Genomic DNA, 22363 nt, shown 5'->3' with positions numbered 1-22363 from the left:
GATTCAGTCGCCGAGATTACTCGACACCGCGGCGGCGATTTCCTCGCGTGCCTGCTCCACGATGTCGCGCATCGCGCGTTCGGCGCGGACCGGGTCGGCCAGGTCGATCGCCTCGGCGACCTCGACGTGCAGCGCGACCGCCTCGGGCTGCGGTTCGTCTGGCATCAGGCCGTGTTCGGTGCGCCCGGCGAGCACTTCGGCGACCACTGAGGACAGCTGCGCGAACATCGGATTCCGCGACGCGGACAGCAGCAGATCATGGAATGCGACGTCGTGACCGAGGAAGGCGTCAAGATCCCGAGCCCGCGCCGTGCGCTGGAGATGCACCGCCAGCGCGCGCAGCCGTCCGCGCTCCTCCGGGGTCGCGCGGACCGCGGCGAACCGGGCGGCGCACGGTTCGACGGCTGAACGCAGCTCGGTCAGCGTGCGCAGCGCGGTCGGCCGGTCGGCGCCGTCGAGCTGCCAGCGGATCAGCCTCGGGTCATAGTGGTTCCACTCGGCCGGCTCGCGGACGGTGACCCCGACGCGGCGGCGGCTGCTGGTCAATCCCATCGTCTCGAGGACCCGGACTACCTCGCGGGCCACCGTCCGCGACGCCCCGTACCGCTCCTGCAGCTCCTCCGAGCGCAGCACCGCGCCCGGCGCCAGCTCGCCGCTGGCGATGGCCGCGCCGAGCTCGTCGAGCATGTCCTCGTGCCGATCATTCCCCACGGGCTTAACTTAACCCTCTGACTCGATTAAGTACTACTTCTTCTTGATTAAGTAGTACTTTTGAGTTTGACTCTCCAGGGCACAAAGACGTGGGAGGTGCGCATGACAGTCATCGTGGTGATGGGCGTATCGGGTTCGGGCAAGACGACGGTCGGCAAGGCGGTCGCGGAGGAGCTCGGGGTCGAGTACGCCGAGGCGGACACCTTCCACCCGCAGGCCAACATCGAAAAGATGACCGCGGGCCATCCGCTCACCGACGAGGACCGCGAGCCGTGGCTCGCCGCGATCGCGCTGTGGATCGCCGAGCACCAGGAAAGCGGCGGCGTGGTCAGCTCGTCCGCGCTGAAGCGGCGTTACCGCGACGTGCTGCGCGGCGGCTGGGACGTGTGGTTCCTGCACCTGCACGGCTCGCGCGACCTGCTCGCCGAGCGGATGAAGACCCGCAGCGGCCACTTCATGCCGGTCTCGCTGCTCGATTCCCAGCTCGCCGACCTCGAACCGCTCGAGCCCGACGAGCCGGGCGAAACCTTCGACATCAGCCTCCCGCCCGCCGATCTCGTCGAGTCGGCCCTGACCGCCTTCCGGAAGTCCGCATGAACACCCTCGCCGCCGGCTGGACCGGCCACGACACCCGCCTGATCGTCGCCACGGTGCTCGCCATCGCCGTAATCGTGGTGCTGATCAGCAAGGTCAAACTGCATCCGCTGCTCGCGCTCACGCTGGGCTCCGGCGTGCTCGGCCTGGTCGCCGGGATGCCGATCGACAAACTGCTCAAGAGTTTCACGAACGGCGTCGGCAGCACCGTCGCGTCCGTCGGCGTGCTGATCGCGTTCGGGGCGATGCTGGGCAAACTGCTCGCCGATTCCGGCGGCGCGGACCGGATCGTCGACACCGTGCTCGGCCGGGTCCGCGGGCCGGGGCTGCCGTGGGCCATGGCGCTGGTCGCCGCGCTGATCGGGTTGCCGATGTTCTTCGAGATCGGCCTCGTGATGCTGATCCCGGTGGTGCTGCTGGTCGCCAAGCGCAGCGGAAAACCGTTGCTGCTGCTGGGAATTCCGGCGCTGGCGGGACTTTCGGTGCTGCACGGCCTGATCCCGCCGCACCCCGGCCCGCTGGCCGCCGCCGGTTCGCTGAACGCCAACGTCGGCCTCACTCTGGGGCTGGGCCTGCTGGTCGGCCTTCCCACGGTGATCATCGCCGGTCCGCTGTTCGGCCGTCTCGCCGCGAAGATGGTGCCCGACGCCGCGCCGCCCGCCCGGCTGGTCCCGGAATCCGAGAGCACCGACGAAAAGCACCGGCCGAGCTTCTTCGCGACCCTGTCGACGGTGCTGCTGCCGGTGGTCCTGATGCTGGCCAAGGCACTCGCGGACATCTTGGCGGACAAGGGAAACCCGGCCCGCCGCGTCCTGGACTTCATCGGCGACCCGCTCGTCGCGCTGCTGCTGGCGGTCCTCGTCGGCATGGTCGTGCTGGGCCGTCCCGCGCGACTGAACCGGGAACGCCTGTCGTCGATCATCGGCGATTCCCTCGGCCCCATCGCCGGGATCGTGCTGATCGTTGCCGCGGGCGGCGGGTTCAAGCAGACCCTGGTCGACGCCGGGGTCGGCGACGTCATCACCAGCCTCTCCAAGGGCGCGGACCTCTCCCCGCTGCTGCTCGGCTGGCTGGTCGCGGTGGCGATCCGCCTGGCGACGGGCTCGGCGACGGTCGCGACGGTTTCCGCGGCGGGCATCGTCGCCCCGCTGGCCGCGACGCTCGATCCGACGCACAACGCCCTGCTGGTGCTGGCCATCGGTGCCGGGTCGCTCTTCTTCTCGCACCTGAACGACGCCGGGTTCTGGCTGGTCAAGGAGTACTTCGGGATGTCGGTCGGCCAGACGCTGAAGAGCTGGTCGGTCATGGAAACGGTGATCTCGGTGGTGGCGATCGCGCTGATCCTGCCGTTGGGCGCACTGCTTTAGCGCTGGTTGATTCCCTTCACGGCCGCGGCGGGTCTTCCTTTGGCGGAAGTCCCGCCGCGGCCGTTCGGCCCACCTCGCTAACGGGCGAAATCGCCGGTGGAACCGATTGCCAACCGGGTGCCGGTGTGGCTGCTGTACAGCTCGCCGGTCGCGAGAAAGGTGTAGTGGCCGCTCACTCCGCTGACCTTGGGGGTCCAGCACACCCGCTGGAACGCACCCACGTTCCCATTGCCGCCCTTGCTGTCGCAGTTGACTGAATCCGCCGGAACTGTGTCGCGTTCGCGGTACAGCGTCGCCTGCGCCCACTGGCTGGCCGTGAGCTTTTCCCGAAACCCGAGATAGCCCCAATAGTTGTACGAGTCATCGCGGCAGACCGCGACTGTGCCCACCAGATCTCCGCCGTAATACAGATCACCGCCGCGGACAACGTGCCCGTACTCGTTGCCGAACTGGCACGTCTGCGCGGCCGCCGAGGCTGAAGCCGAAGGCGCGACCGCTACCGCAGCCGAAGATATCAGCCCGAGCACCGTCGCCATCTTCACCGCGTTCTTCATTTCCCGTCCTCCCCTTGGTTCCTGCCTCATGCGCACGATCTGAGCGAACTGACCACGTTGTCGAAGCTGTAGCGCGGACCGAGCGGGCCTTGCCACTCCACCGAGATTCGCAACGAACCGCCCGAGTAGCCCGAGTCCCGGTAGACGCACCACACGCTCGTGGTGCGGTTCCACACATACGAGATCTGATCGTTGAAAACGTGCCCGTTGATTGGTTTCGCGAGATCAGACGAGCCGAGCTGGAACTTGGCGAAGTGCCCGGTCGCGTTCGGCTCCTCCCAAACACAGAAATAGTCGTCCGGACAATCATGCAGGTCCGCCGCACTGGCGTACGCCGCCGACGGCAATATCACCGCGGCAATGGCCGACATGACAATGAAAAGAATCCTCGTTCGATGCACATTTCCCCCGTCTTCGCTGTCGCGGCTCCCCCAGCGGGCCAGCAAACCAGAAGGTACCGCCCGCAGGCCGGGATGTGACGCATCTAGACCAAACGTCACCCGTACGGCCGTCGACGAGATTCGCGCTCCCTCTGCCTCGCCGGTTGACATGTGACCTTTTGGTCACCTATTCTCGGTGCGTGCCCGACGAGGACCTGGTTTTCAAGGCTCTGGCGGATCCGACCCGCCGGTTCCTGCTCGACCTGCTCTACGCGCGTGACGGCCGCACGCTCACCGAGCTGGAGTCCGAAGTGGACATGACCCGGTTCGGGGTGATGAAACACCTCAAGCTGCTCGAGGAGGCCGAACTGGTCGTCTCGCGCAAGGAGGGGCGGGAGAAACGGCATTTCCTGAACCCGGTCCCGATCCGCCAGATCCACGACCGCTGGATCGACAAGTACACCGCACACCACAGCTCGGCGCTGCTGGACCTCAAGGCCCAGCTCGAAGCCGAAGAAACCGTCAAGGAGCCAGGAAAATGAGCGACACCACGACCGTGCAGGTCAACCGCGTCTACATCAAGGCCACCCCGCAGGCGGTGTGGGACGCCATCACCAAGCCGGAATGGACGGCGAAGTACGGCTACACCGGCCTCGCCGACTTCGACCTCAAACGCGGCGGCAAGCACCGCACCAAGCCGACCCAGGCGTTCATCGATTCGGGCTTCACCAGCGATCTCCTCGACGGCGAGGTACTCGAGGCCGATCCGCCGCGCAAGCTGGTGATCACCTGGAAACTGCAGATGGACCCGAGCCTCGTCGCCGAGCCGTACACCACGCTCACCTATGACATCGAGGAAACGCAGACCGCGGGAACCCGGCTCACCGTCACCCACGACGTCACCGGCGCGCCGAACCACGCGGCGCTCGTGTCCGGCGCGCACGAAGACATCAACGCCGGCCCTGGCGAGAACGCGGGCGGCGGCTGGGCGTGGGTCCTGTCCGACCTGAAGTCCGTTCTGGAGACGGGCAAGAACCTCACGGCCTGACACGAGAGCGGGGTGGCTGCTTTCGGGCAGCCACCCCATTTTCACGCGCGTTGCGTCGCAGCCTTCAAAGCTGCCTTCGCGGCGTCAGAAGCCCCGATCTCGTCCAAACCGAACAGTGCGGCTCCGACCACCGGGTTCACCTCCACCACGCGCACCTGCGCCCGCGGCGCCACCTTCAAGCAGCGGCGTTCGATGTCCGCGATCACCGACGCGCCGACTCCAGTCAGCACACCGCCGCCGAGGATCACCTCGGGAGCGGACGTCGTGAGGTCCAGGCGGCGCAAGATCGCGGCCACCAGCAGGCTCACTTCCTCGGCGAACCGCGTCACCACGTCCTGAGCGACCTCGTCGCCAGCCGCGGCCACCTCGAACAGCAGCGGACACAGGCCGTGGATCTTCGCGGCGTCGATCTCCTCGAAGTGCAGGCCCTGCACCACATCAAGCAGTGTCGCAGCACCGAAGTACTCCGCGACCGCCGATTCCAACGCAGTCCGCGGTCCACGACCGTCCTCGGCGCGCACGGCCCACCACAAAGCTTCCTCGCCCAGCCGGTACCCGCCGCCCCAGTCGCCGGACACCTTGCCCAGCGCGGGAAAACGGTACGACCGGCCGTCCGGGGCGAAGCCGGCGCCGTTGATGCCCGCGCCGCACACCACCGCTACCCCGGTGCCGTCGGAACTTCCGGCCCGCAGCAGCGCCAGCACGTCGTTGCCGACGTCCAAAGTGGAACTCCAGCCGCGCGCCGACAAAGCCTCGTGCAGCGCCTCTTCTTCCCGGGGGAAGTCGAGACCGGCCAGGTAGGCCGACGTGTGCGCGGCGAACGGCGGATCAGCGGGCAAGCCACCGGAGCGGAGGGCCTCCCGGACGAATTCTTCCAGTGCGGCAACGCATCCGTCGACTCCGACCCGCTGGGGAGAAACGCCGGGGCCGCGGGAAGCGCCGAGCACGACGCCGTCCCGCGAAACCACCAGCACCTCGGTCTTGCTGTTTCCCCCGTCGATCGCGACGACGGTGTCGCTCATGCCCGCGCCCAGGGCAGGAAATCCCGGTTGCGTGCGACCAGTTCGTCCGCGAGCTGGTCCGCCTTGGCGTACTGGCCGACCAGCGGGTGCGCGAGCAGCGCGTCGGCGACTCGGTCCCGGCCGCCCTTGATCGCGGCGTCCAGCGCCAGGTACTCGTACGCCGTGACCCCGGCGATCAGCCCGGCGAACCGCGGGTCGACCGGGGACTGCGGAATCGGGGTCGCGCCCGCGGAATCCACAGTGGACGAGACCTCGATCACCGCGTCGTCCGGCAGGAAATCGAACGTGCCGTTGTTGCGGACGTTCACCACGTGTTCCTCGGCCGCGCCACCGGAAGTGAGCGCGTGCACGAGTTGCACCGCCGCCTCCGAGTAGTAAGCGCCGCCGCGCTTCTCCAACGACTCCGGCTTCGTGACCTGCTCCGGGTCGAGGTAGATCTTCAGCAGTTCTTCCTCGACGTCGCTGACCACCTCGGCGCGCGGGCGTTCGGTCTGCTGCTTCGCCACCTGCGCGTCGTGCGAGTAGTAGTACTTGAGGTAGTACGACGGCACGGCCTGCATCCGCTGCATCCACTCGACCGGCACGCTGACCTCTTCGCCGAGGTATTCCGCGTGCTGGGCAAGGAGTTCCGGCAGCCGATCGACGCCGTCGACCAGTACGCCGCGCTCCCAGCTCAGGTGATTCAGTCCAGTGTGGACCAGCTTGACGTCGCCGGTCGAAGCGCCGAGCAGCTTCGCGAACTTGCGCTGCAGGTTGATCGCGACATTGCACAGGCCGACCGCACGGTGGCCTTCCTGCAGCAGCGCGCGAGTGACGATGCCGACCGGGTTGGTGAAGTTGACGATCCAGGTGTCGTCACCGGCGACCTTGCGCACGCGCTCGGCGATGTCGAGCACCACCGGCACCGTGCGCAGCGCCTTCGCCAAACCGCCCGCACCGGTCGTTTCCTGGCCGACGCAACCGCACAGGTGCGGGAACGTCTCGTCCGACGCGCGTGCCTTCTGGCCGCCGACGCGCAACTGGATGAGGACCGCCGACGCGCCGTCGACGCCTTCCTCCAGGTTCGCCGTGGTGCGCACGCGGGCCGAATGCCCCGCGTGGTTCAGCAGCCGCTGGCTGAAATCGCCGACCGCTTCGACCCGGTAGGCGTCCGGGTCGATCAGCACGATCTCGTCAACGTCGAGCGAGGCCCGCCGCCCGGCGATGCCGTCGATCAGCTCCGGCGTGTAGGTGGACCCACCGCCGACCACTGCCAGTTTCATCCCTTGACTCCCGTGAACGTGATGCCCTTGACGAACGACTTCTGCGCGAACACGAACAGCACGATCACCGGCAGCATGATCAGCGCGGTGGCGGCCATCGTGAGGTTCCATTCGACGTGGTGCATGCCTCGGAAGGACGCGATCGCCAGTGAAAGCGGCCAGTTGTCTTTGTTCTCGCCCGTGTAGAGCAGCGGGCCGAAATAGTCGTTCCAGGTGAACAGGAAGCAGAACATCGCGGTGGCCGCGATCCCCGGCTTCGCCATCGGGATCAGCACCCGCGTGAGCACCCGGAACTCGTTGCAGCCGTCGATCTTCGCCGCTTCGAGGTAGTCCTTCGGAATGGTCAGGAAGAACTGCCGCAGCAGGAAGATCGAGAAGGCGTCGAAGAAGAAGTACGGCACGATGAGCGGCACCAGCGTGCCGGTGAACCCGAGCCGCACCCACAGGTCGTACAGCGGAACGACAGTGACCTGGGGCGGCAGCATCATCGCGACGACGACGAGCATGAAGCACAGGTTTTGCCCGCGCCACCGCAGTTTCGCCAAGCCGTACGCCGCCGGGATCGCCGAGACCAGTGCCCCGACCGTCGCCAGCGCCGAGTACAGCAGGCTGTTGCCGAAATACTCCAGCAGCGGGGCCTTCTTGAACACCTCGATGAAGTTCTCGAAATGCCATTCGGTCGGCCACAGACTGGACGTCATCGCCTGGTCGCTCTTCATCACCGAGGTGAGGAAAACGAACAGCAACGGCAGCATGAAGATCACGCCGAGCGCGATGCCGACCGCGTGCGTGGCCACAAAGGACAGTTTCTTGTCCCAGCGCCGCTTGAACTTCTCCCGCGGATGCACCGGAGGAGCCGGGGGCGCGGGGGCCGAAATCGTGGTCATGCGCCCACTCCGCTCATGCGGGGCGCTCGCACCCGGTCGGGGCCGTGAACAGGCTGCCGCAAGGGTATATTCATGCCCCCTCCTCCTGATGCTGGTTCTTGCGCATCTGCCTCACCAAAAGCCACGTGAACCCGGCGGAAACCAGGAACAGCAGCACCGCCATCGCGGCCGCGTAACCCATGTTGAAGTACCGGAAACCCTGGACGTACAACCAGATCGGGTACGTCAGCGTCGAGTTCTCCGGCGCACCGATCAGTTTCGAGTTCCCCGCTACGTCCGCGGTACCCGCGGAAGCGGACGCGGCGACGATCGCTTGGGTGAAGAACTGCAGTGCGTAGATCATCGAATTGACCACGCCGAACAGCAGCACCGGCGAGATCGACGGCAGCGTCACGTGCCAGAACCGGCGCACCGGACCGGCCCCGTCCAGTTCCGCGGCCTCGTACTGCTCGGCCGGAACGTCCAGCAACGCGGCCAGGATGATGATCATCAGCTCGCCCGAACCCCACAGCGCGAGCAGGGTCAGCGCGGGCTTCGACATTTCCGGGCTGTTGAACCACAATCCGCCGTCGATGCCGACGAGCCGCAGGAATCGGTTCACCGGACCGAACTCCGGGTTGAACACGAAGACGAACGCGAGCGTCGCGGCCGCGGGCGGGGCGAGCGCGGGCAGGTAGCAGAGCGTGCGGACGAGGCCGACGCCCGACTTCAGCCGCGAAATCACCGACGCCACGCCGAGCGAGAACAGCACCCGGCAGACGGTCAGGATGATCACCAGCCACAACGTGTTGTACGCGGCGGTTTTCACCAGCGGTTCGCTGGTGAACATGCGCACGTAGTTGTCGAACCCGATCCACTGTGGAGGGTTGATCAGGTCGTAGCGGGTGAAGGAGTAGAACAGCGTCGCGCCGAGCGGGTAGGCGAAGAAGATGAGGAACCCGAGGGTCGCCGGCGCCATGAACCAGAACACCGTGCGCCGGCGCTTGGCCCGGGGAGACCCCCTCCGCGCCTGGTTCGGCGCGGAGGAGGTTCCGGATTCCGCCGCGGTCAGCGTGGTCATCCGCCGGCGCCCTTCTGCGCCAGTTCGTCGTTGATCTGCGCGTCGACCTTCTTGAGGCCCGCGTCCAGATCAGGAACCGACCCGGCCTGCCACTTCTCGGCGAAGTCGTTGACCGCCTTGAGGAACGCGTCGCCGATCGGCGTGGTCGGGTTGGCGACCAGCTTGCCGCTGTTGTAGATGTCGGTGAAGGTCTTGAACTGTGGCGGCATCTTCAGATTCGGCGAGTTCAGCGAATCCTTGGTGCTCGGCACGTTGTTGAGGCCGTTGGCCATCTCGACGAGGGTGTCGGTGTCGAGCGAGGCCTGCTTGATCAGCTCCCACGCCGCACCGGGGTTCTTCGCGCCCTTCGGGATCGCGATGATCGTGCCGGTGCCGAACCCGCCGCCGTACTGGCTCGCCAGGCTGTCGAGCACCGGAGCCGGAGCGGTGCCGTAGTCGAGCGAGGGTACCTGGTCCTTGATGAACGCGGTGCGGAACTCGCCGTCGTAGATCATCGACAGCTTGCCGGTCTGGAAACCGTTGTCCTTCGAGTACTCGTCACCGAGGCCGGCCTTGAACTTCTCGACCTTCTCGTGCCCGCCGTAGAAGTCGATGAGCTTCTTCTGGAACTGGAACATCTCCTTCCAGCCAGGGCTGGAGGCGAGCGACGATTTCCCGTCCGGGCCCATGAACTTGGCCCCGAAGTTCGGCGCCCAGTACTGCGCCTGGTTGGCGTAGAACGGCATCGACGGCAGGAAGCCCGCGGTCTTGATCGAACCGTCCGGGTTGAACTCGGTGAGCTTCTTGACGTCCTCGAACAGTTCCGTGGTGTTCTTCGGCGGACCGGCGATGCCCTTGGCCGCGAACTGCGCCTTGTTGTAGAAGAACCCGTACACGTCGGCGAGCATCGGCATCGCGCACCGCTTGCCCTGGTACGACGTGTAATCGCGGACCGCCTGCGGGATCTGCTCGAGATCGATCTTGTCGCGCTCGATGTAGGGCTTCAGGTCCTGGAAGCTGCCGGTCGAGCACCACGCGCCGAGGTTGTCGGTGTAGAACGAGATCGCCACGTCCGGCGGGTTGCCGCCGCGGATCGACTGGGTGAGCTTGTCGTCGTCCTGGTTCCCCTCGTGCTTGATGGTGATGTTGGGGAACTTCGCCTTGAGCTTGTCCAGCGCCTTCGTGACCACGCCGTACTCGCGGTCGGTGAACTTGCTGTAGACGGTGATGGTGAGCTTGTCGTCCTTGTTCGGCGGGGCCGCGGCGTCACCGCCTCCAGCGGGCGCGGCGGCACCGCACGCGGCGGTCGCCAGCAGCGTGCTCGCCGCGACGGCGCTGAGCAGCAGAGATCCGCGCTTGCGCGCGATTCTCCGGGTGCGGGTGGGAGCGGACATGAACCCTCCTGTCCTTCGGGTGGGTCTACTCGGTCGGGGACGGGGCTTGCTCTCCGGCGGACCGACGCGGCCCGAGGAGCGTGGGGGTGACGACGCCGAAGACGTCCTCACGGGCGGTGGCGAGCGCGGACTGCAACGCACCGGCGCGCACGGCGTTGCCCTGCACCGAAGCGACGCCGACCGGCGTGCGCGGCAGGACCAGTTCGTGCAGTTTTTCCGCGACGATCTCGGCGAACTCGTCTCCGCCGGCGCGGCTGGTCTCGCCGCACAGCAGGATGAGCTGCGGGTCGGCGACCGCGACGAGGCTGGCGACCCCGCTGGCGACGCGCCGCGCGAGATCGTCCAGAAACCCTTGGTGTGCGGTACGTCGCGCCTGCGTGACGGCGTCCCATCCACTGTCCGCGGAGATGCCGTGCGCCTTGGCGAGCCGGACGATCGCCGACGAGTCGACCAGGTTTCCGTACCGGGCGCCGGCGGAGGGCCAGCTGTCGCCAGTGTCCACAGTGGCCGGATCGGGGACGCGCATCCAGTCGATCTCGCCGCCGCCACCGGTCGCGCCGCGCAGCAGCCGCCGTCCGATGACGACCGCGCCGCCGACGCCTTCGGACAGCCACACCAGCACGAAGTCGTCGACGTCCTGTGCGTTGCCGACGGTCATTTCCTCAACCGCGACAAGGTTCACGTCGTTCTCGATCTTGACCGTCACGCCGAGTTCGTCGCTCAGCCGCTTCGGCACGTCGAACCCGAGCCAGCCCGGGATGTGCGGGGCAGAGGACAGCAAACCGGTGCGCGGATCGAACGCGCCCTGCGCACCGATGACCACATTGGCCAGATCGTCGAGTTGCATGCCCGCGGCCTTGGTGACCCGGCGCAGCGCCTGCCCGAACGAGCCGACGACGTCCGCGTCCTCGGCCACCGGAAGCTGCACGCGGTACTCGGCGAGCACGGCCCCGGCGACGTCAGCGACCACGAAGTCCGCGACGCGCGGGGTGAGGTCGACGGCCGCGACGTGCGCGAGCGCGCCGTTGACCGCCCACAGCTGCGCGCGCGGTCCGCGTCCGCCACCGGCCCGTTCCCCGGCTTTGCCGACGAGATTGTCCTGCTCAAGCCGGGTGAGCAGCTGCGCGGTGGCGGGTTTGGACAGTCCGATGGCGGCCTCGAGCTCGCCCCGGGTCATCGGCCCGTTCCGCAGCAACGCCTCGATCGCCGCGCGGTCGTTCATCTCGCGCAACGTTCGCGGACTGCCGGCTCGCACCTGGCTGCTCCTTTATTAGGAAACTTTACAGACGGTTTTCCGGGACTGTAGTGAGCGCGGCCACACGGCGTCAATGGGCTCGGGAAACAGCGGGGTAACGGCTTGATACCGCGGGATGCCGGCGACCGGCACAGGGTGACCGGGCGAGCGCGGACCGTACGCGGTCCAGACCGGCGGAGCGGCGTGGTCCGGGATTTCCGGGACCGAACGAGCGCGGACCGCGGTGGCTCAGACGGAGCCAGCTACGCGGTCGGGCAAGAGAGAATCAAGCTGCGCGGCACGAACCGACGGCAGCTGCCTGCTTTCCGAAAACAGGCGAGGGCCCGCGTCGCCGGACGCGAGCCCTCGCCTGACCGTCATTCCTCAGCTTCCGCCCATGCCTTCAGCATTACCCGGGCGATCGACGAGTTCCCCGGCAGCAGCAGGTTCGACGCACCGCCAGCGATCGGCGTCGGCACCCCGCTCCCGGCATTCCGGAACGCAGCCCGGACGTCCTCCCTGGACACCCACAGCGCCTCCTCGATCTCGCCCTCGGCCGGGACGAGCGGCGCGTTGCGGTCCGCGCGCGCGGTGAAGCCCAGCATGATCGAGCGCGGGAACGGCCACGGCTGGCTGCCGAGATACCGCACGTCGCCGACCTCGATCCCGGCCTCCTCGCGGATTTCGCGGACGACGCAGCCCTCCAGGGACTCCCCCGCCTCCACGAATCCGGCGAGCACCGAATACCGGTCCGGCGGCCACATCGGCTGCCGCGCGAGCAGCACGTGCGAACCGTTGGCGCCGTCGAGGTCGTGCACCAGGCAGATCACCGCCGGGTCGGTGCGCGGGTATTCCTCGTGTCCCTTGGCTTCGCAGCGGCTGGCCCAGCCGAACTGGATCAGCTGCGTCGGCGAGCCGTCGCGGGTGCAGAAGCGCGACTGCCGCCGCCAGTGCCGCAGTGCCTGCGCGGTGGTGAACAGCCCGGCCGACGTGTCGTCCAGCCGCTCGCCGTAACCGCGCAACTCGACCCACAGCTCGCCGTTGGCGCGCGGGACCTCTTCGATGACGCCCCAGCTGCCCGCCAGCCGCACGCTGTCGACGTCGCCTTCGATGCTGCCGGGCAGCGACCAGTAGTCGACGTCCTCCCACTCGCCGAGGAACACCGCGTCGGCGGGCGGTTCGGTGCCGAAGTCCATCGCCTTGCGGGTGGCCAGCGAACAGCTGCCCTCGACGACCGGCGTGCGGCCGGTGTCGTCGAGCAGCACCACGCGGGCTTCCGACCACTTCGCGGCGAGCCGCTCGGGGTTGGTGCGCAAGGTTTCCTGACGGTCCACTGTGGAACGCGACAGCGTCGGCAGTGCCCCTAGTTCGAACGGAACGCTCATCGGTCCGTCTCACTGGTGGAAACTCCGAGCGCGGCCAGCTTCGGCGCGAGCAGGTCCGCGTCGCCGACCACGACGCCGGTGAACCGGCCCGGCGCGAAGAATTCCGCCGCGGCTTCGGCGACCTGGTCCGCGGTGACCGCCGCAAGCCGCTCCGGGTGGCTTTGCAGCCACTCGATGCCGAGACCGTTCGACGCCAGTGCCATCAGCTGTCCGGCGAGCCCGCCCTGCGAGGACGTGCCGGTGACGAGCGAGCCCATCGCGTACTGCCGCACCGATTCGACCTCTTCGGCGGTCGGCGGCACGGTGCCGAGCCGGAACAGCTCGTAGCGGGTTTCCAGGTACGCCGCCGCGGTGACCTCGTTGGCGGTGTCCGCGTCCACATTGACCACTGCGGTGTCGCCGGTGAACTCGAAGCCCGAGTGCGCGCCGTAGGTGTATCCCTTGTCCTCGCGGATGTTTTCCACCAGCCGCGAGGAGAAGTACCCGCCGAACGCCAGGTTCGCCAGCTGCAGCGCCGGGTAGCGCGGGTCGACGCGCGGCACCGTCTGCGCGGACAGCCGGATCTGCGACTGCACCGCGCCGGCACGCGGCACCAGCAGGACGTTGCCGCCGGTCAGCGCGGGCAACGGCGGCAGCACGACAGCCGAACGGTCCGACTTCCAGCCGCCGAGCGCCCGCTCCAGTTCGGCCGGAACCTCTTGCGGGTCAAGGTCTCCGACCAGCACGAGCACCGCACCGCGCGGAAGCACCGAAGCGGTGTGCAGCGCGCGTACCTGCTCGGCAGTCACCTCGGCCACGTCCTCAGCCTGCGGAACCTCGCGGGTGGCCGGGTGGTCGCCGTACCGGTGCTTCTGCAGTGCTTCGCGCGCGATGGTGCGCGGTTGCGTCCGCGAGACCGCGATGCGCTCGATCAGCCGCTCCCGCTCGCGCGCGACCTCTGCGTCGCCGTACGTCGCGCCGGTGAGCACGTCGCCGAGCACGTCCAGCAGCGTCGGCAGGCCGTCGGACAGCGCGGTGCCGCCGAAGTACAGCCGCTCCGGGTCCACGCCCGCGTTGAGGTCGCCGCCGATCAGCGCGACCTCGGCGTCGATTTCCACCCGGTCGCGCCGCGCGGTGCCGGTGAGCACGGTTTCCGCGAGCACTTCCGCGGTGGCCGCGTGCATCCGGTCCTCGCCCGCGAACGGGATCCACAGCCGCAGTTCGACCATCGGGACGCTCGCCTTGCGCACCGCGAGCACGCGCAGCCCGTTGGACAGCGTGGTGTCCACATGGGACAGATCCGCGGCGGCGCGCTGGTGCCCCAGTGCGGGCAGCGGACGCGGTCCGGCGACGGTGCGGCCGATCTCCTCGGCGCTGCGGTGTGCGGCTTTGACCTGTTCAGCCGAGGTCACTGTTCCGTCCCTTCGGTGCTTGCGGGCTTCACGACGAGCACGGCGCGCGCGTCCGGGCGCAGCGCCTTCGCCGCCGCCGACACAGCCTCGCCGGAGACCGCGGACAGCCGGTCGGCGAGCTGGTAGACCAGCGACGCGTCGCCGTAGAGCAGTTCGAACGCGCCGAGCGCCAGCGTGCGCGACACGAGCCGGTCGTGCTCCGCGTGCAGGCTCGCCGCCCAGCGCGCGGTGACCTTCTTCAGTTCCTGTTCGTCCGGCGGCGTGGACGCGAGCTTCTCCAGCTCCTCGTCCAGCGCGGCCAGCACGCGCTCGCGCGGCACGTCCGGCGGGTGGATCGCGGTGATGGTGAACGTGTCCGGGTCGCGCGCCTCGAACGGGCCGAAGAGCCCGGCTCCCGCGCCCACGTCGACCACCAGCGGTTCGACGTGCACCAGCCGCTGCTGCAGCCGCGAGCCGTCACCGTCGGTGAGCACGCCCGCCAGCACCAGGTACGCGAGGTAGCCGTCGAGGTCGTTGATCGGGTCCGGCATCCGGTAGCCCACCGCCAGCGCGGGCAGCGGCGCGTGCGGGTCGGTGTGCTCGCCGAGCAGCTGCGTGGTGGGCAGCGGCTCGGAGAACGACGGACGCACCGGAGCCGGCCGGTGCGGAACGTCGCCGAAGTGCTTCTGGACGAGCGCCTTGGCCTCTTCCACTTCGAAATCGCCCGCGACGGTCAGCACCGCGTTGGCGGGCGAGTAGAAGGTGTCGAAGAAGGCGGCGCAGTCGTCCAGCGTCGCGCCCTCGAGGTCTTCGAAGGCGCCGTAGCCGTCGTGCGCGTTGGCGAAGGTGGAGTACAGCACCGGCGGCAGCAGGATCCACGGGAATCCGCCGTACGGCCGGTTGCGCACGTTCAGCCGGATTTCCTCCTTGACGACCTCGATCTGGTTCGCCAGGTTCTCCGCGGTCAGCTTCGGCGCGCGCATCCGGTCGGCCTCGAGGAACAGCGCGCGTTCCAGCGCCGCGGCGGGCAGCACCTCGTAGTAGTCGGTGTAGTCCGGGTGCGTGGAACCGTTGAAGGTGCCGCCGCTGGACTGCACGTGCCGGAAGTGCGCCAGTTTCTCCAGGCTTTCGCTGCCCTGGAACATCAGGTGCTCGAAGAGGTGCGCGAAACCGGTCAACCCCTCCGGCTCGGAACGGAAGCCCACGTCGTAGTGCACGCTGACCCCGACCACCGGCGCGGTCGGGTCAGGAGCGAGCACCACGCGCAGACCGTTGTCGATCGTGAAACGGAAGAGCTCGGGATCGGCCATGCCTCCACCCTACGCAGGCGCGGGCGTCTTCGGCTCGTCCGGTCGGAGGTGCCTCGCGCCCTCGAACGCGGCGGTCAGCGCGGCCACGAATCCGCTGGTCCGCGCCAACGGCACGGCGTCCTCGCCGGAGCCGCCGTACCAGTACGCCGACAGCGAACAAACGTTAACTAGCCAAGCGTCTGCTTCGCCCAGCGCGTACGCGTACGGGAGCGCGCGAGAGGCGAGCAGTTCGTCGTCTGGCGCTTCCATTGTCCGAAGCTGTGCGTTAAGGCCGAGAAGGCGGTCTCTGAGGTCTAGGCCGGCCTTCGTCCGCTCCGGCAAGAGACGTGCGGCTGCCGTCACCGCGATGCCGGTGGCGAGGAGCACCAACCCAAGTTGTGCGTAACCGACGGTGAAGGCCAGCAGGACAGTGAGGAAGACGCCGTACCCACATAGCCGCGGGCCGATCTTCGACAGTCGCTTCGGGTAGCGCCAGCCGCGACGGACCGTGTCGGCGACTAGCTCGCGTACGCCTCCTTCGCGGACTTCAGCGAGCGTCGCGGCTTCGCCGGGAACGGCGGCTGCGTACACGGCGCGCTCGAAGGCAGTGAGGTGTTCGTCGGGCGGGTTGCGGCGTACGAGGACCCAACTGCGCGTGCCGACTTCGCTGACCCATAGGTAGTTACGGACGCATAGGTCGAGCACTGTCGCGGCTAGGTCGACGGAGCTGACGCGTCCGGTGAGAAGCGGTCCTACGTGTCCGGGGAGCACGCCATCCGGCGACGAGAAGCGGCCGTTGTCGAGGAGTTTGACGGCGGTGGCGTGGCCGGGCTGTTGGTCGCGTCGGCGGCGTACGAACACGGTGACGGCACCGGCGATCGCCAGGACGGCGAAGGCCAGCCATGCCCACCACACCGGTGCGGTCGCGGCGAAGGGGCCGGCGGGGATGAGCTTCTCGGTCGGCGCGATTGTGCCGCCGGGGAGTTCGGCGGTCAGCTGTACGCGGGAACCGGGCTGGAGTTTCGGCACCGAGACGCGAGTGAGGCCGGAGTGGTCGATCTGCGCGGCGCCGCAGCGGGTCGTCGAATCGGGCGGACCGGCGAGGCAGCTGAGCGCGTCCGGGATGGCGGGCGCGGCGAAGGTCGCGCGGACCAGTTCGAGGCGGGTGTCCCAGCCGCCGGCGACGTCCCAGGTCACGTGCTCGACGCCGAGGCTCGTGCCGACCGCACCGTCCACTGTGTACCGGAGCACGGACGTTCCGCCGCGCAGGTAGAAGGTCACCTGGTCGTTGCCGGATTCGGCGTTGCCCGCGCCTTCGATGCTGATGTCGCGGATGCCGAGGACGCGGTCGTTGGCGCGCAACGGGATGGTGCGGGTCATCGAGGTGTCGCGCGGGACCGAGACTGCTTCGGTGACGGAAAGGCTGCCGTCGCGCTGGACTTTCAGGGCTACTTCGACGCTCTGCGGCAGACCGGGCAACGACGGCCGGTCCTGCGCCGCAGCGGGCGTCGCGCAGAGGAATGGGAGCAACAGCAGGGCGGCGAGTTTCATTGCGCGGCCACCGCCGAGCGTCGTTCGGCCATGGCCTGGATCGCGTCGATCTCCGCCGCCAACGGAGATTCGGCCCGCACCGTCGGACGCCCCAACGCGCGACCACGGCGGGGGTGAACCAGCGGAGCGGCCAGGGAGGTGGCGATTCCAGCGATCAGGAGCGCGACGCCGATCAGCGCCTCGCCGACGGTGAAGGCGAGGACGACGGTCGTCACGATGCCCGCAGCGGCCAGGATGAGCCCGGCTCGGCGGACGTGCGGTTGCTTCGTGGACAGCCGGCCATGGCGATGCGCTTCGGCGTCGAGAAGGGCGCGCAGTTCCGTCTGATCCGGCCGTGCGGCAGCGAGCGGACCCGGCGGGAATGCCGTCTTGACCGCTTGTTCGAACGGCGTGAGCGGATCGGCTTCGCCATGGCTGACCTGACCGTCAGCGATGTGCAGATGCCCGCGGGCGACGAGATCGAGAACCGTGCCGGTGAGGTCGAGTTCACCACTCCTGGCGCGACGACGCAGCACAGCGGCACCGATGACCAGGTAGAACACTAACGCAAGGCCACTGAGGACAGAAGGAAATCCCGGTGCGAAGGCGGCCAACGGTCCGGTCGGGAGAAACCGGGCGTTCTCCGGCAACGGTCCGGTGTGGACCGCCAGATCGATCCGATCCCCTTTGCGCAGCCCGTTCTGTTCGGCATGCGCTCCCCCGCTCCGAAGTTCGGAGAACGTGCACTGCCGAGACGATCCCGGCTGACCGGCGTAACAATCCGCAGTGGACACTTCCGGTCCGCTGAACGCGGCGGTGACCCGATCGACCGCACGGTCCCAGCCCCCGGTGAGCTGAAACCGGACCTGCCCGGCGGCGACCGCACCGTCCACTGTGTACATCACGGTCGCTGGCCCGGTGACAGTGACCGTCGTTCCCTCAGCGGAAGCGGCACCCGAGACGTGCAGCTCGGTGATCGAGTAAAGCCGGTCCTCGTCGTCGGTGACCGGTACTCGCTCGGCGATGCGGTGAATGGCCGGGGCGTCGGTGACGATGCGCTCGATGACCGTGAGCTGACCGTCCTGCGCGGTGGTGACGGTGACGTCGTCGGCGAGCATGTCCTCAGCTCGGCGGAGTGAAGGGGTTGTCGGACTTCGGCGGAGCCGGAGGCGGAACGGGCGGCGGTGCGTAGGCGGGCGGACCGTACTGCGTCGGCGCGATCCGGGCGTGGTCGCGATTGCGGCGTTCGGCCAGCACCGCGGTGAGGAAGACCCACGGCGGCATCCCGTAGGGCAGCGGCACCCCGATCGCCGCGGAAACCTGCTGCGCCAGGCTGAAGCCGAGCGACGCGGCCGCTTCCGGGCGCAGTTCGTGGTAGCGGCCGAGGTACTGGCGGGAGGCCATGGCGAGGTCGTCGGTGAGGCCGCTGAGGTCGAAGTGCGCGGCCCACGCTTCGAGACCGGGCGGCACCGCGAGAATCGCCTGCGCAGACTGCGGCACGCGTTCGCGGATCACCAGGGTGCCCGCGAGGTAGTCGCCGACGCGGCGGCCGTTCGACGACGTCAGCGACACGATGACGGCCACCGCGCCGAGGAAGCCGAGCGCCCAGAAGTCGACGAAGAAGCCGGCGAGCGCGCGGGTCAGCGCGTGCCGGAAGCTGATCGGACCGCCGTCGAGGCGCACCACGCGCAGGCCGAGCGCGAGTTTGCCGAGCGAACGGCCTCGGCTGAGCGTTTCGAACAGCACCGGGTAGCCGATCACGACCAGCACGAACGCGGTCAGCATCAGCGCGATGGTGAGCGCCGAGTCAAACGACCCCGCGGTCAGCATCAGCGCGACGAGCACGAGCAGCAGCAACGCGGCCTGGACGAGGACGTCCAGCAGCATCGCGACCGCGCGGCTGGCGAGCTTCGCCACCCGCAGGTCGAGGACGACGGCCTCACCGGTGACGAGATCGGACTCTTCCTGCACGAGGCCAGCGTAGAGCGCCTGCCTCTATCCTGGCGGGAGAGGAGGTGGCCGGTGGACGTCGACGTGTTCGTCGCGGCGCACAGCGCGGAATGGAACCGGCTCGGCGAGCTCGCCGGACGGAGCAGGCTGACCGGCCTGGAGGCGGACGAACTGGTCACGCTGTACCAACGCGCGGCGACGCATCTGTCGATGATCCGCTCGACCGCACCCGACCCGGCCCTGCTGGCCAGGCTGTCGGCGCTGGTCGCGCGCGGCCGCTCGGCGGTGGCCGGTTCGCACAGCCCGGCGTGGCGCGAGGTCGCGCTCTTCTTCACCCACCGCTTCCCGGCCGCGGTCTACCTGAGCCGCCGCTGGTGGATCCCGGCCGCGCTGCTGTCGGTCGCGGTGATGGCTGTGCTGGGCGTCTGGATCGCCGGCGACCCGCAGGTGCGCGCGTCGCTGGTGTCGCCGGACGAGGTGAAGGCGATGACCGCGCCGGGCGGCCAATACGAGACGTACTACTCGAACGGCCCAGCGGCGTCGTTCGCGGCGAAAGTGTGGACGAACAACGCCTGGGTCGCGGCGACGTGCCTGTTCCTGGGCGTCGCGCTCGGCCTGCCGGTGATCGCCGCGCTGTGGATGAACTCGCTGAACGCCGGGGTCGCGATCGGCCTGATGTCCTCGGCTGGCCGCGGCGACGTGCTGCTGGGCCTGCTCCTGCCGCACGGTCTGCTGGAACTGACGGCGGTGTTCATCGCGGCGGGAACCGGTCTGAAACTCGGCTGGACAGTCGTGGATCCGGGTCGACGGTCCCGAAGCGCGGCGCTGGCCGAGCAGGGCCGGTCAGTGGTGGTGATGGCGCTGGGGCTGGCGTGCGTGCTGCTGGTGTCGGGCGTGATCGAGGCGTTCGTGACGCCGTCGGGGTGGCCGACGTGGCTGCGCATCGGCATCGGCGCGGTGGTGGAGCTGCTGTTCCTGACGTACGTGTTCACGCTGGGCCGGCGAGCCGCGCTTGGCGGCGAAACAGGCGATGTCGACCGGCGCGCCGCCGGAGACGCCCTGCCCGAGGCTGGCTAGAAGTACGTGAGGGAATCTGCTTCCCTCACGTACTTACAACCGGCCCGCCGCCTTCAGGGCGAGGTAGCGGTCGGCGAGGGCGGGCGGCAGTTCTTCCGGCACCGCGTCCACTACGCCGACCCCGTGCCGGGTCAGCCACGCCACCGAAGACTCCCGATCCGCCAATGCCCGCTCGGCCGCGGCAGCGTCGTAAACCGCCTCCGCCGATCCCCGCGAGGCCGCCATCTCCGCGACCCGCGGGTCGGCCACCGAAGCCACCAGCACCTCGTGCCGAGCGGTCAGCGAGCCCAGCACCGGGAACAGCCCCTCCTGCAACGGAGCCGGTTCCAACCCGGTCAACAGCACCACCAAAGCCCGCCGACGGGTCCGTCGCAGCACCTCCGCCACCATGCCCCGCGCGTCCGTCTCGACCAGGGACGGTTCGATCGTGGCCAAGGCGTTCACCAGAGACGGCGTCGCAGCGTTCGGCACCGACGCCCGCACTCGCCGGTCGTAAGCCACCAGGTCGACCCGGTCCCCCGCGCGGGAAGCGAGCGCGGCCAGCAAAAGCGCCGCGTCCATCGCCGCGTCCAGCCGAGGTGCGTCACCGACTCGGCCCGCTGAGACGCGGCCGGTGTCCAGGACCAAAACGACCTGCCGGTCGCGTTCCGGACGCCACGTCCGCACCATCACGTCGGACGCGCGGGCCGTCGCGCGCCAGTCGATCGACCGCACGTCGTCGCCGATGACGTATTCGCGCAGGGAGTCGAATTCCGTGCCCTGGCCCCGGATCAGCACCGCGTTGCGACCGTCCAGCTGCTGCAGCCGGGCCAGTCGCGAAGGCAGATGCTTGCGGCTGTGGAACGGCGGCAGCACCCGAACCGTCCACGGCACCTCGTGCGAACCCTGCCGCGCGGCCAATCCCAGCGGGCCCACCGCGCGCACGGTCACCCTTGCCGCGATGCGGTCGCCGCGTCGGGTCGGGAGCAGCGCGGTCGTCAACGCACGCCGTTCGCCGGGCGGAACCGTCAGCGCGTGCCGGTCGTCGGCACCGGCGCTCGGCGGCCAGGCGTCTCGCAGCGAGCCGCGAACGGTGCGTCCGCCGGGATTCGTGACGGTGAGCGTGACCTCGGCGGGCTCCCCCAGCCGGACGGAAGTGGTGCCGCTGCGCGAAAATCGCAGCGCCCGCACACTCCCGGCCAGCACCAGGTCCACGACGACCAGCACCAGCAGCACCGCGACCACGACCGCGACGCCGGTTCCGGACGGGAACAGCAGCCCGACCACCAGCGCCCCCAGGAGCGCCAGCAGCCCGAGCCGCCCGGTGACTGCCATTTAGCGCGGCACCGGCACGGAGGCCAGCACCCGGTCGAGGACGCCGTCCGAGGTCACGCCTTCGAGTTCGGCTTCGGGCCGCACGTCGAGACGGTGCCGGAGCGCGGGACGGGCGAGCGCCTTGACGTCGTCAGGGGTCGCGTACTCCCGGCCGGACAGCCACGCCCACGCACGCGTCACGGCGAGCAAAGCCGTTGCGCCACGAGGAGAAACGCCGATGCGCACCGCCGGGAGTTCCCTGGTCGCACGGCAGAGGTCGACGACGTAGCCGATCACTTCCGGGCCGACGGTCACCTTCGCGACCGCCTCCCGCGCGGCAGCGAGATCCGCCGCCCCGGCGACCGGACGGACGCCCGCGGCGGCGAGGTCGCGCGGGTCGAAACCCTGTGCGTGCCGCCAAAGAATGCCGATCTCGTCCTCCCGCGACGGAGCCGGCATGGTCAGCTTCAGCAGGAACCGGTCGAGCTGCGCCTCGGGCAACGGATAGGTGCCCTCGTACTCAACCGGGTTCTGCGTCGCTACCACGACGAACGGATCCGGCAGCGGCCGCGAGGCGCCGTCGATCGACACCTGCCGCTCCTCCATCGCCTCCAGCAGCGACGACTGCGTCTTCGGCGGCGTCCGGTTGATTTCGTCGGCCAGCAGCAGATTCGTGAAGACCGGGCCCTCGCGGAAGGAGAACTCGCCGCTGTGCGCGTCGTACACAATGGACCCGGTGACGTCGCCCGGCATCAGGTCCGGGGTGAACTGCACGCGCGTCGTCTTCAGGTCCAGCGACGCCGCCAACGCCCGCACCAGCAGCGTCTTCGCGACGCCGGGCACGCCTTCCAGCAGCACGTGCCCCCGGCAGAGCAGCGCGAGGATGAGCCCGGTGACGGCCGCGTCGTTGCCGACCACGGCCTTCCCGACCTCGGTGCGCAACGCGATCAGGGCCGCCCGCGCGTCCTGCATCTGTT

The 22363-nt window shown here is 68.9% G+C and carries 22 protein-coding genes; 5 read left to right on the top strand and 17 right to left on the bottom strand.

Going from position 1 to position 22363, the window contains the following annotated elements; genetic code table 11:
* Nucleotides 1-3: 3 nt before the first annotated feature.
* Nucleotides 4-687 (bottom strand): FadR/GntR family transcriptional regulator, encoded by a 684-nt coding sequence (locus tag L3Q65_RS41930; protein ID WP_182896385.1) that lies wholly within the window; start codon nt 685-687, stop codon nt 4-6.
* A gap of 126 nt (nt 688-813) precedes the next feature.
* Between L3Q65_RS41930 and L3Q65_RS41925 the strand changes: the two genes are divergently transcribed.
* On the top strand, nt 814-1308 hold the full coding sequence (locus L3Q65_RS41925) for a gluconokinase (RefSeq protein ID WP_182896345.1): 495 nt from the start codon (nt 814-816) through the stop codon (nt 1306-1308).
* Entirely contained in the window at nt 1305-2672 is a 1368-nt protein-coding gene (locus tag L3Q65_RS41920) for a gluconate:H+ symporter (RefSeq protein WP_237598104.1), read from the top strand. Before L3Q65_RS41925 ends, L3Q65_RS41920 begins: the two co-directional genes overlap by 4 nt.
* A 77-nt stretch (nt 2673-2749) precedes the next feature.
* Here L3Q65_RS41920 and L3Q65_RS41915 read toward each other — a convergent pair whose 3' ends face one another.
* Together L3Q65_RS41915 and L3Q65_RS41910 are read right to left on the bottom strand one after the other, a co-directional pair.
* On the bottom strand, nt 2750-3226 hold the full coding sequence (locus tag L3Q65_RS41915; RefSeq protein WP_182896347.1) for a hypothetical protein: 477 nt from the start codon (nt 3224-3226) through the stop codon (nt 2750-2752).
* 26 nt (nt 3227-3252) lie between these two features.
* Complete coding sequence (locus L3Q65_RS41910) at nt 3253-3777, bottom strand: peptidase inhibitor family I36 protein (protein WP_182896348.1); 525 nt, start codon at nt 3775-3777, stop codon at nt 3253-3255.
* A gap of 29 nt (nt 3778-3806) precedes the next feature.
* On the opposite strand from L3Q65_RS41910, the gene L3Q65_RS41905 reads away from it, so the two are divergent.
* Together L3Q65_RS41905 and L3Q65_RS41900 are read left to right on the top strand one after the other, a co-directional pair.
* A complete protein-coding gene (locus L3Q65_RS41905) occupies nt 3807-4148 on the top strand; it encodes a helix-turn-helix transcriptional regulator (protein WP_182896349.1) in 342 nt (113 codons plus the stop codon).
* Nucleotides 4145-4654, top strand: a complete 510-nt coding sequence (locus L3Q65_RS41900; protein WP_182896350.1) for an SRPBCC domain-containing protein — start codon at nt 4145-4147, stop codon at nt 4652-4654. Before L3Q65_RS41905 ends, L3Q65_RS41900 begins: the two co-directional genes overlap by 4 nt.
* Nucleotides 4655-4695: 41 nt before the next feature.
* On the opposite strand, the gene L3Q65_RS41895 is transcribed toward L3Q65_RS41900, so the two are convergent.
* From L3Q65_RS41895 to L3Q65_RS41840, 12 genes are all read right to left on the bottom strand, one after another.
* Complete coding sequence (locus L3Q65_RS41895; RefSeq protein WP_182896351.1) at nt 4696-5676, bottom strand: N-acetylglucosamine kinase; 981 nt, start codon at nt 5674-5676, stop codon at nt 4696-4698.
* On the bottom strand, nt 5673-6938 hold the full coding sequence (locus tag L3Q65_RS41890) for a 6-phospho-beta-glucosidase (protein ID WP_182896352.1): 1266 nt from the start codon (nt 6936-6938) through the stop codon (nt 5673-5675). Before L3Q65_RS41890 ends, L3Q65_RS41895 begins: the two co-directional genes overlap by 4 nt.
* Nucleotides 6935-7825: a carbohydrate ABC transporter permease gene (locus tag L3Q65_RS41885; RefSeq protein ID WP_182896353.1), complete on the bottom strand. Its 891-nt coding sequence runs from the start codon at nt 7823-7825 to the stop codon at nt 6935-6937. The genes L3Q65_RS41890 and L3Q65_RS41885 overlap by 4 nt, the downstream gene beginning before the upstream one ends.
* A gap of 70 nt (nt 7826-7895) precedes the next feature.
* Nucleotides 7896-8885 carry a carbohydrate ABC transporter permease gene (locus tag L3Q65_RS41880; protein WP_182896354.1) on the bottom strand — a complete coding sequence of 330 codons (990 nt, stop codon included), beginning with the start codon at nt 8883-8885 and terminating at the stop codon, nt 7896-7898.
* Nucleotides 8882-10258 (bottom strand): extracellular solute-binding protein, encoded by a 1377-nt coding sequence (locus L3Q65_RS41875; protein ID WP_237598103.1) that lies wholly within the window; start codon nt 10256-10258, stop codon nt 8882-8884. Before L3Q65_RS41875 ends, L3Q65_RS41880 begins: the two co-directional genes overlap by 4 nt.
* A gap of 25 nt (nt 10259-10283) precedes the next feature.
* The gene (locus L3Q65_RS41870; RefSeq protein WP_370648151.1) at nt 10284-11513 is read right to left on the bottom strand and encodes an ROK family transcriptional regulator; all 1230 of its coding nucleotides are present in this window, start codon (nt 11511-11513) and stop codon (nt 10284-10286) included.
* A 356-nt stretch (nt 11514-11869) separates the two neighbouring features.
* On the bottom strand, nt 11870-12877 hold the full coding sequence (nudC, locus tag L3Q65_RS41865) for an NAD(+) diphosphatase (protein WP_237598102.1): 1008 nt from the start codon (nt 12875-12877) through the stop codon (nt 11870-11872).
* On the bottom strand, nt 12874-14268 hold the full coding sequence (locus L3Q65_RS41860; RefSeq protein WP_237598101.1) for a pitrilysin family protein: 1395 nt from the start codon (nt 14266-14268) through the stop codon (nt 12874-12876). The genes nudC and L3Q65_RS41860 overlap by 4 nt, the downstream gene beginning before the upstream one ends.
* Nucleotides 14265-15557 (bottom strand): pitrilysin family protein, encoded by a 1293-nt coding sequence (locus L3Q65_RS41855; protein WP_182896358.1) that lies wholly within the window; start codon nt 15555-15557, stop codon nt 14265-14267. The genes L3Q65_RS41860 and L3Q65_RS41855 overlap by 4 nt, the downstream gene beginning before the upstream one ends.
* A gap of 9 nt (nt 15558-15566) precedes the next feature.
* Complete coding sequence (locus tag L3Q65_RS41850; protein ID WP_237598100.1) at nt 15567-17087, bottom strand: DUF2207 domain-containing protein; 1521 nt, start codon at nt 17085-17087, stop codon at nt 15567-15569.
* Entirely contained in the window at nt 17084-18184 is a 1101-nt protein-coding gene (locus L3Q65_RS41845) for a DUF2207 domain-containing protein (RefSeq protein ID WP_237598099.1), read from the bottom strand. Before L3Q65_RS41845 ends, L3Q65_RS41850 begins: the two co-directional genes overlap by 4 nt.
* A 4-nt stretch (nt 18185-18188) precedes the next feature.
* The gene (locus tag L3Q65_RS41840; RefSeq protein WP_182896361.1) at nt 18189-19037 is read right to left on the bottom strand and encodes an RDD family protein; all 849 of its coding nucleotides are present in this window, start codon (nt 19035-19037) and stop codon (nt 18189-18191) included.
* A 51-nt stretch (nt 19038-19088) separates the two neighbouring features.
* On the opposite strand from L3Q65_RS41840, the gene L3Q65_RS41835 reads away from it, so the two are divergent.
* A complete protein-coding gene (locus L3Q65_RS41835; protein WP_182896362.1) occupies nt 19089-20093 on the top strand; it encodes a stage II sporulation protein M in 1005 nt (334 codons plus the stop codon).
* Between the two features lie 33 nt (nt 20094-20126).
* Here L3Q65_RS41835 and L3Q65_RS41830 read toward each other — a convergent pair whose 3' ends face one another.
* Nucleotides 20127-21407: a DUF58 domain-containing protein gene (locus L3Q65_RS41830; protein WP_182896363.1), complete on the bottom strand. Its 1281-nt coding sequence runs from the start codon at nt 21405-21407 to the stop codon at nt 20127-20129.
* Nucleotides 21408-22358, bottom strand: coding sequence for a MoxR family ATPase (locus tag L3Q65_RS41825; protein ID WP_237601004.1), 951 nt, complete (start codon nt 22356-22358; stop codon nt 21408-21410).
* Between the last annotated feature and the right edge of the window lie 5 nt (nt 22359-22363).

The sequence above is a fragment of the Amycolatopsis sp. FU40 genome (genome assembly GCF_021903635.1).
GTDB classification, from domain to species: domain Bacteria; phylum Actinomycetota; class Actinomycetes; order Mycobacteriales; family Pseudonocardiaceae; genus Amycolatopsis; species Amycolatopsis dendrobii.
Note: the sequence above shows the minus strand (reverse complement) of the source record. Positions and strands in the feature narration are given on the sequence as shown.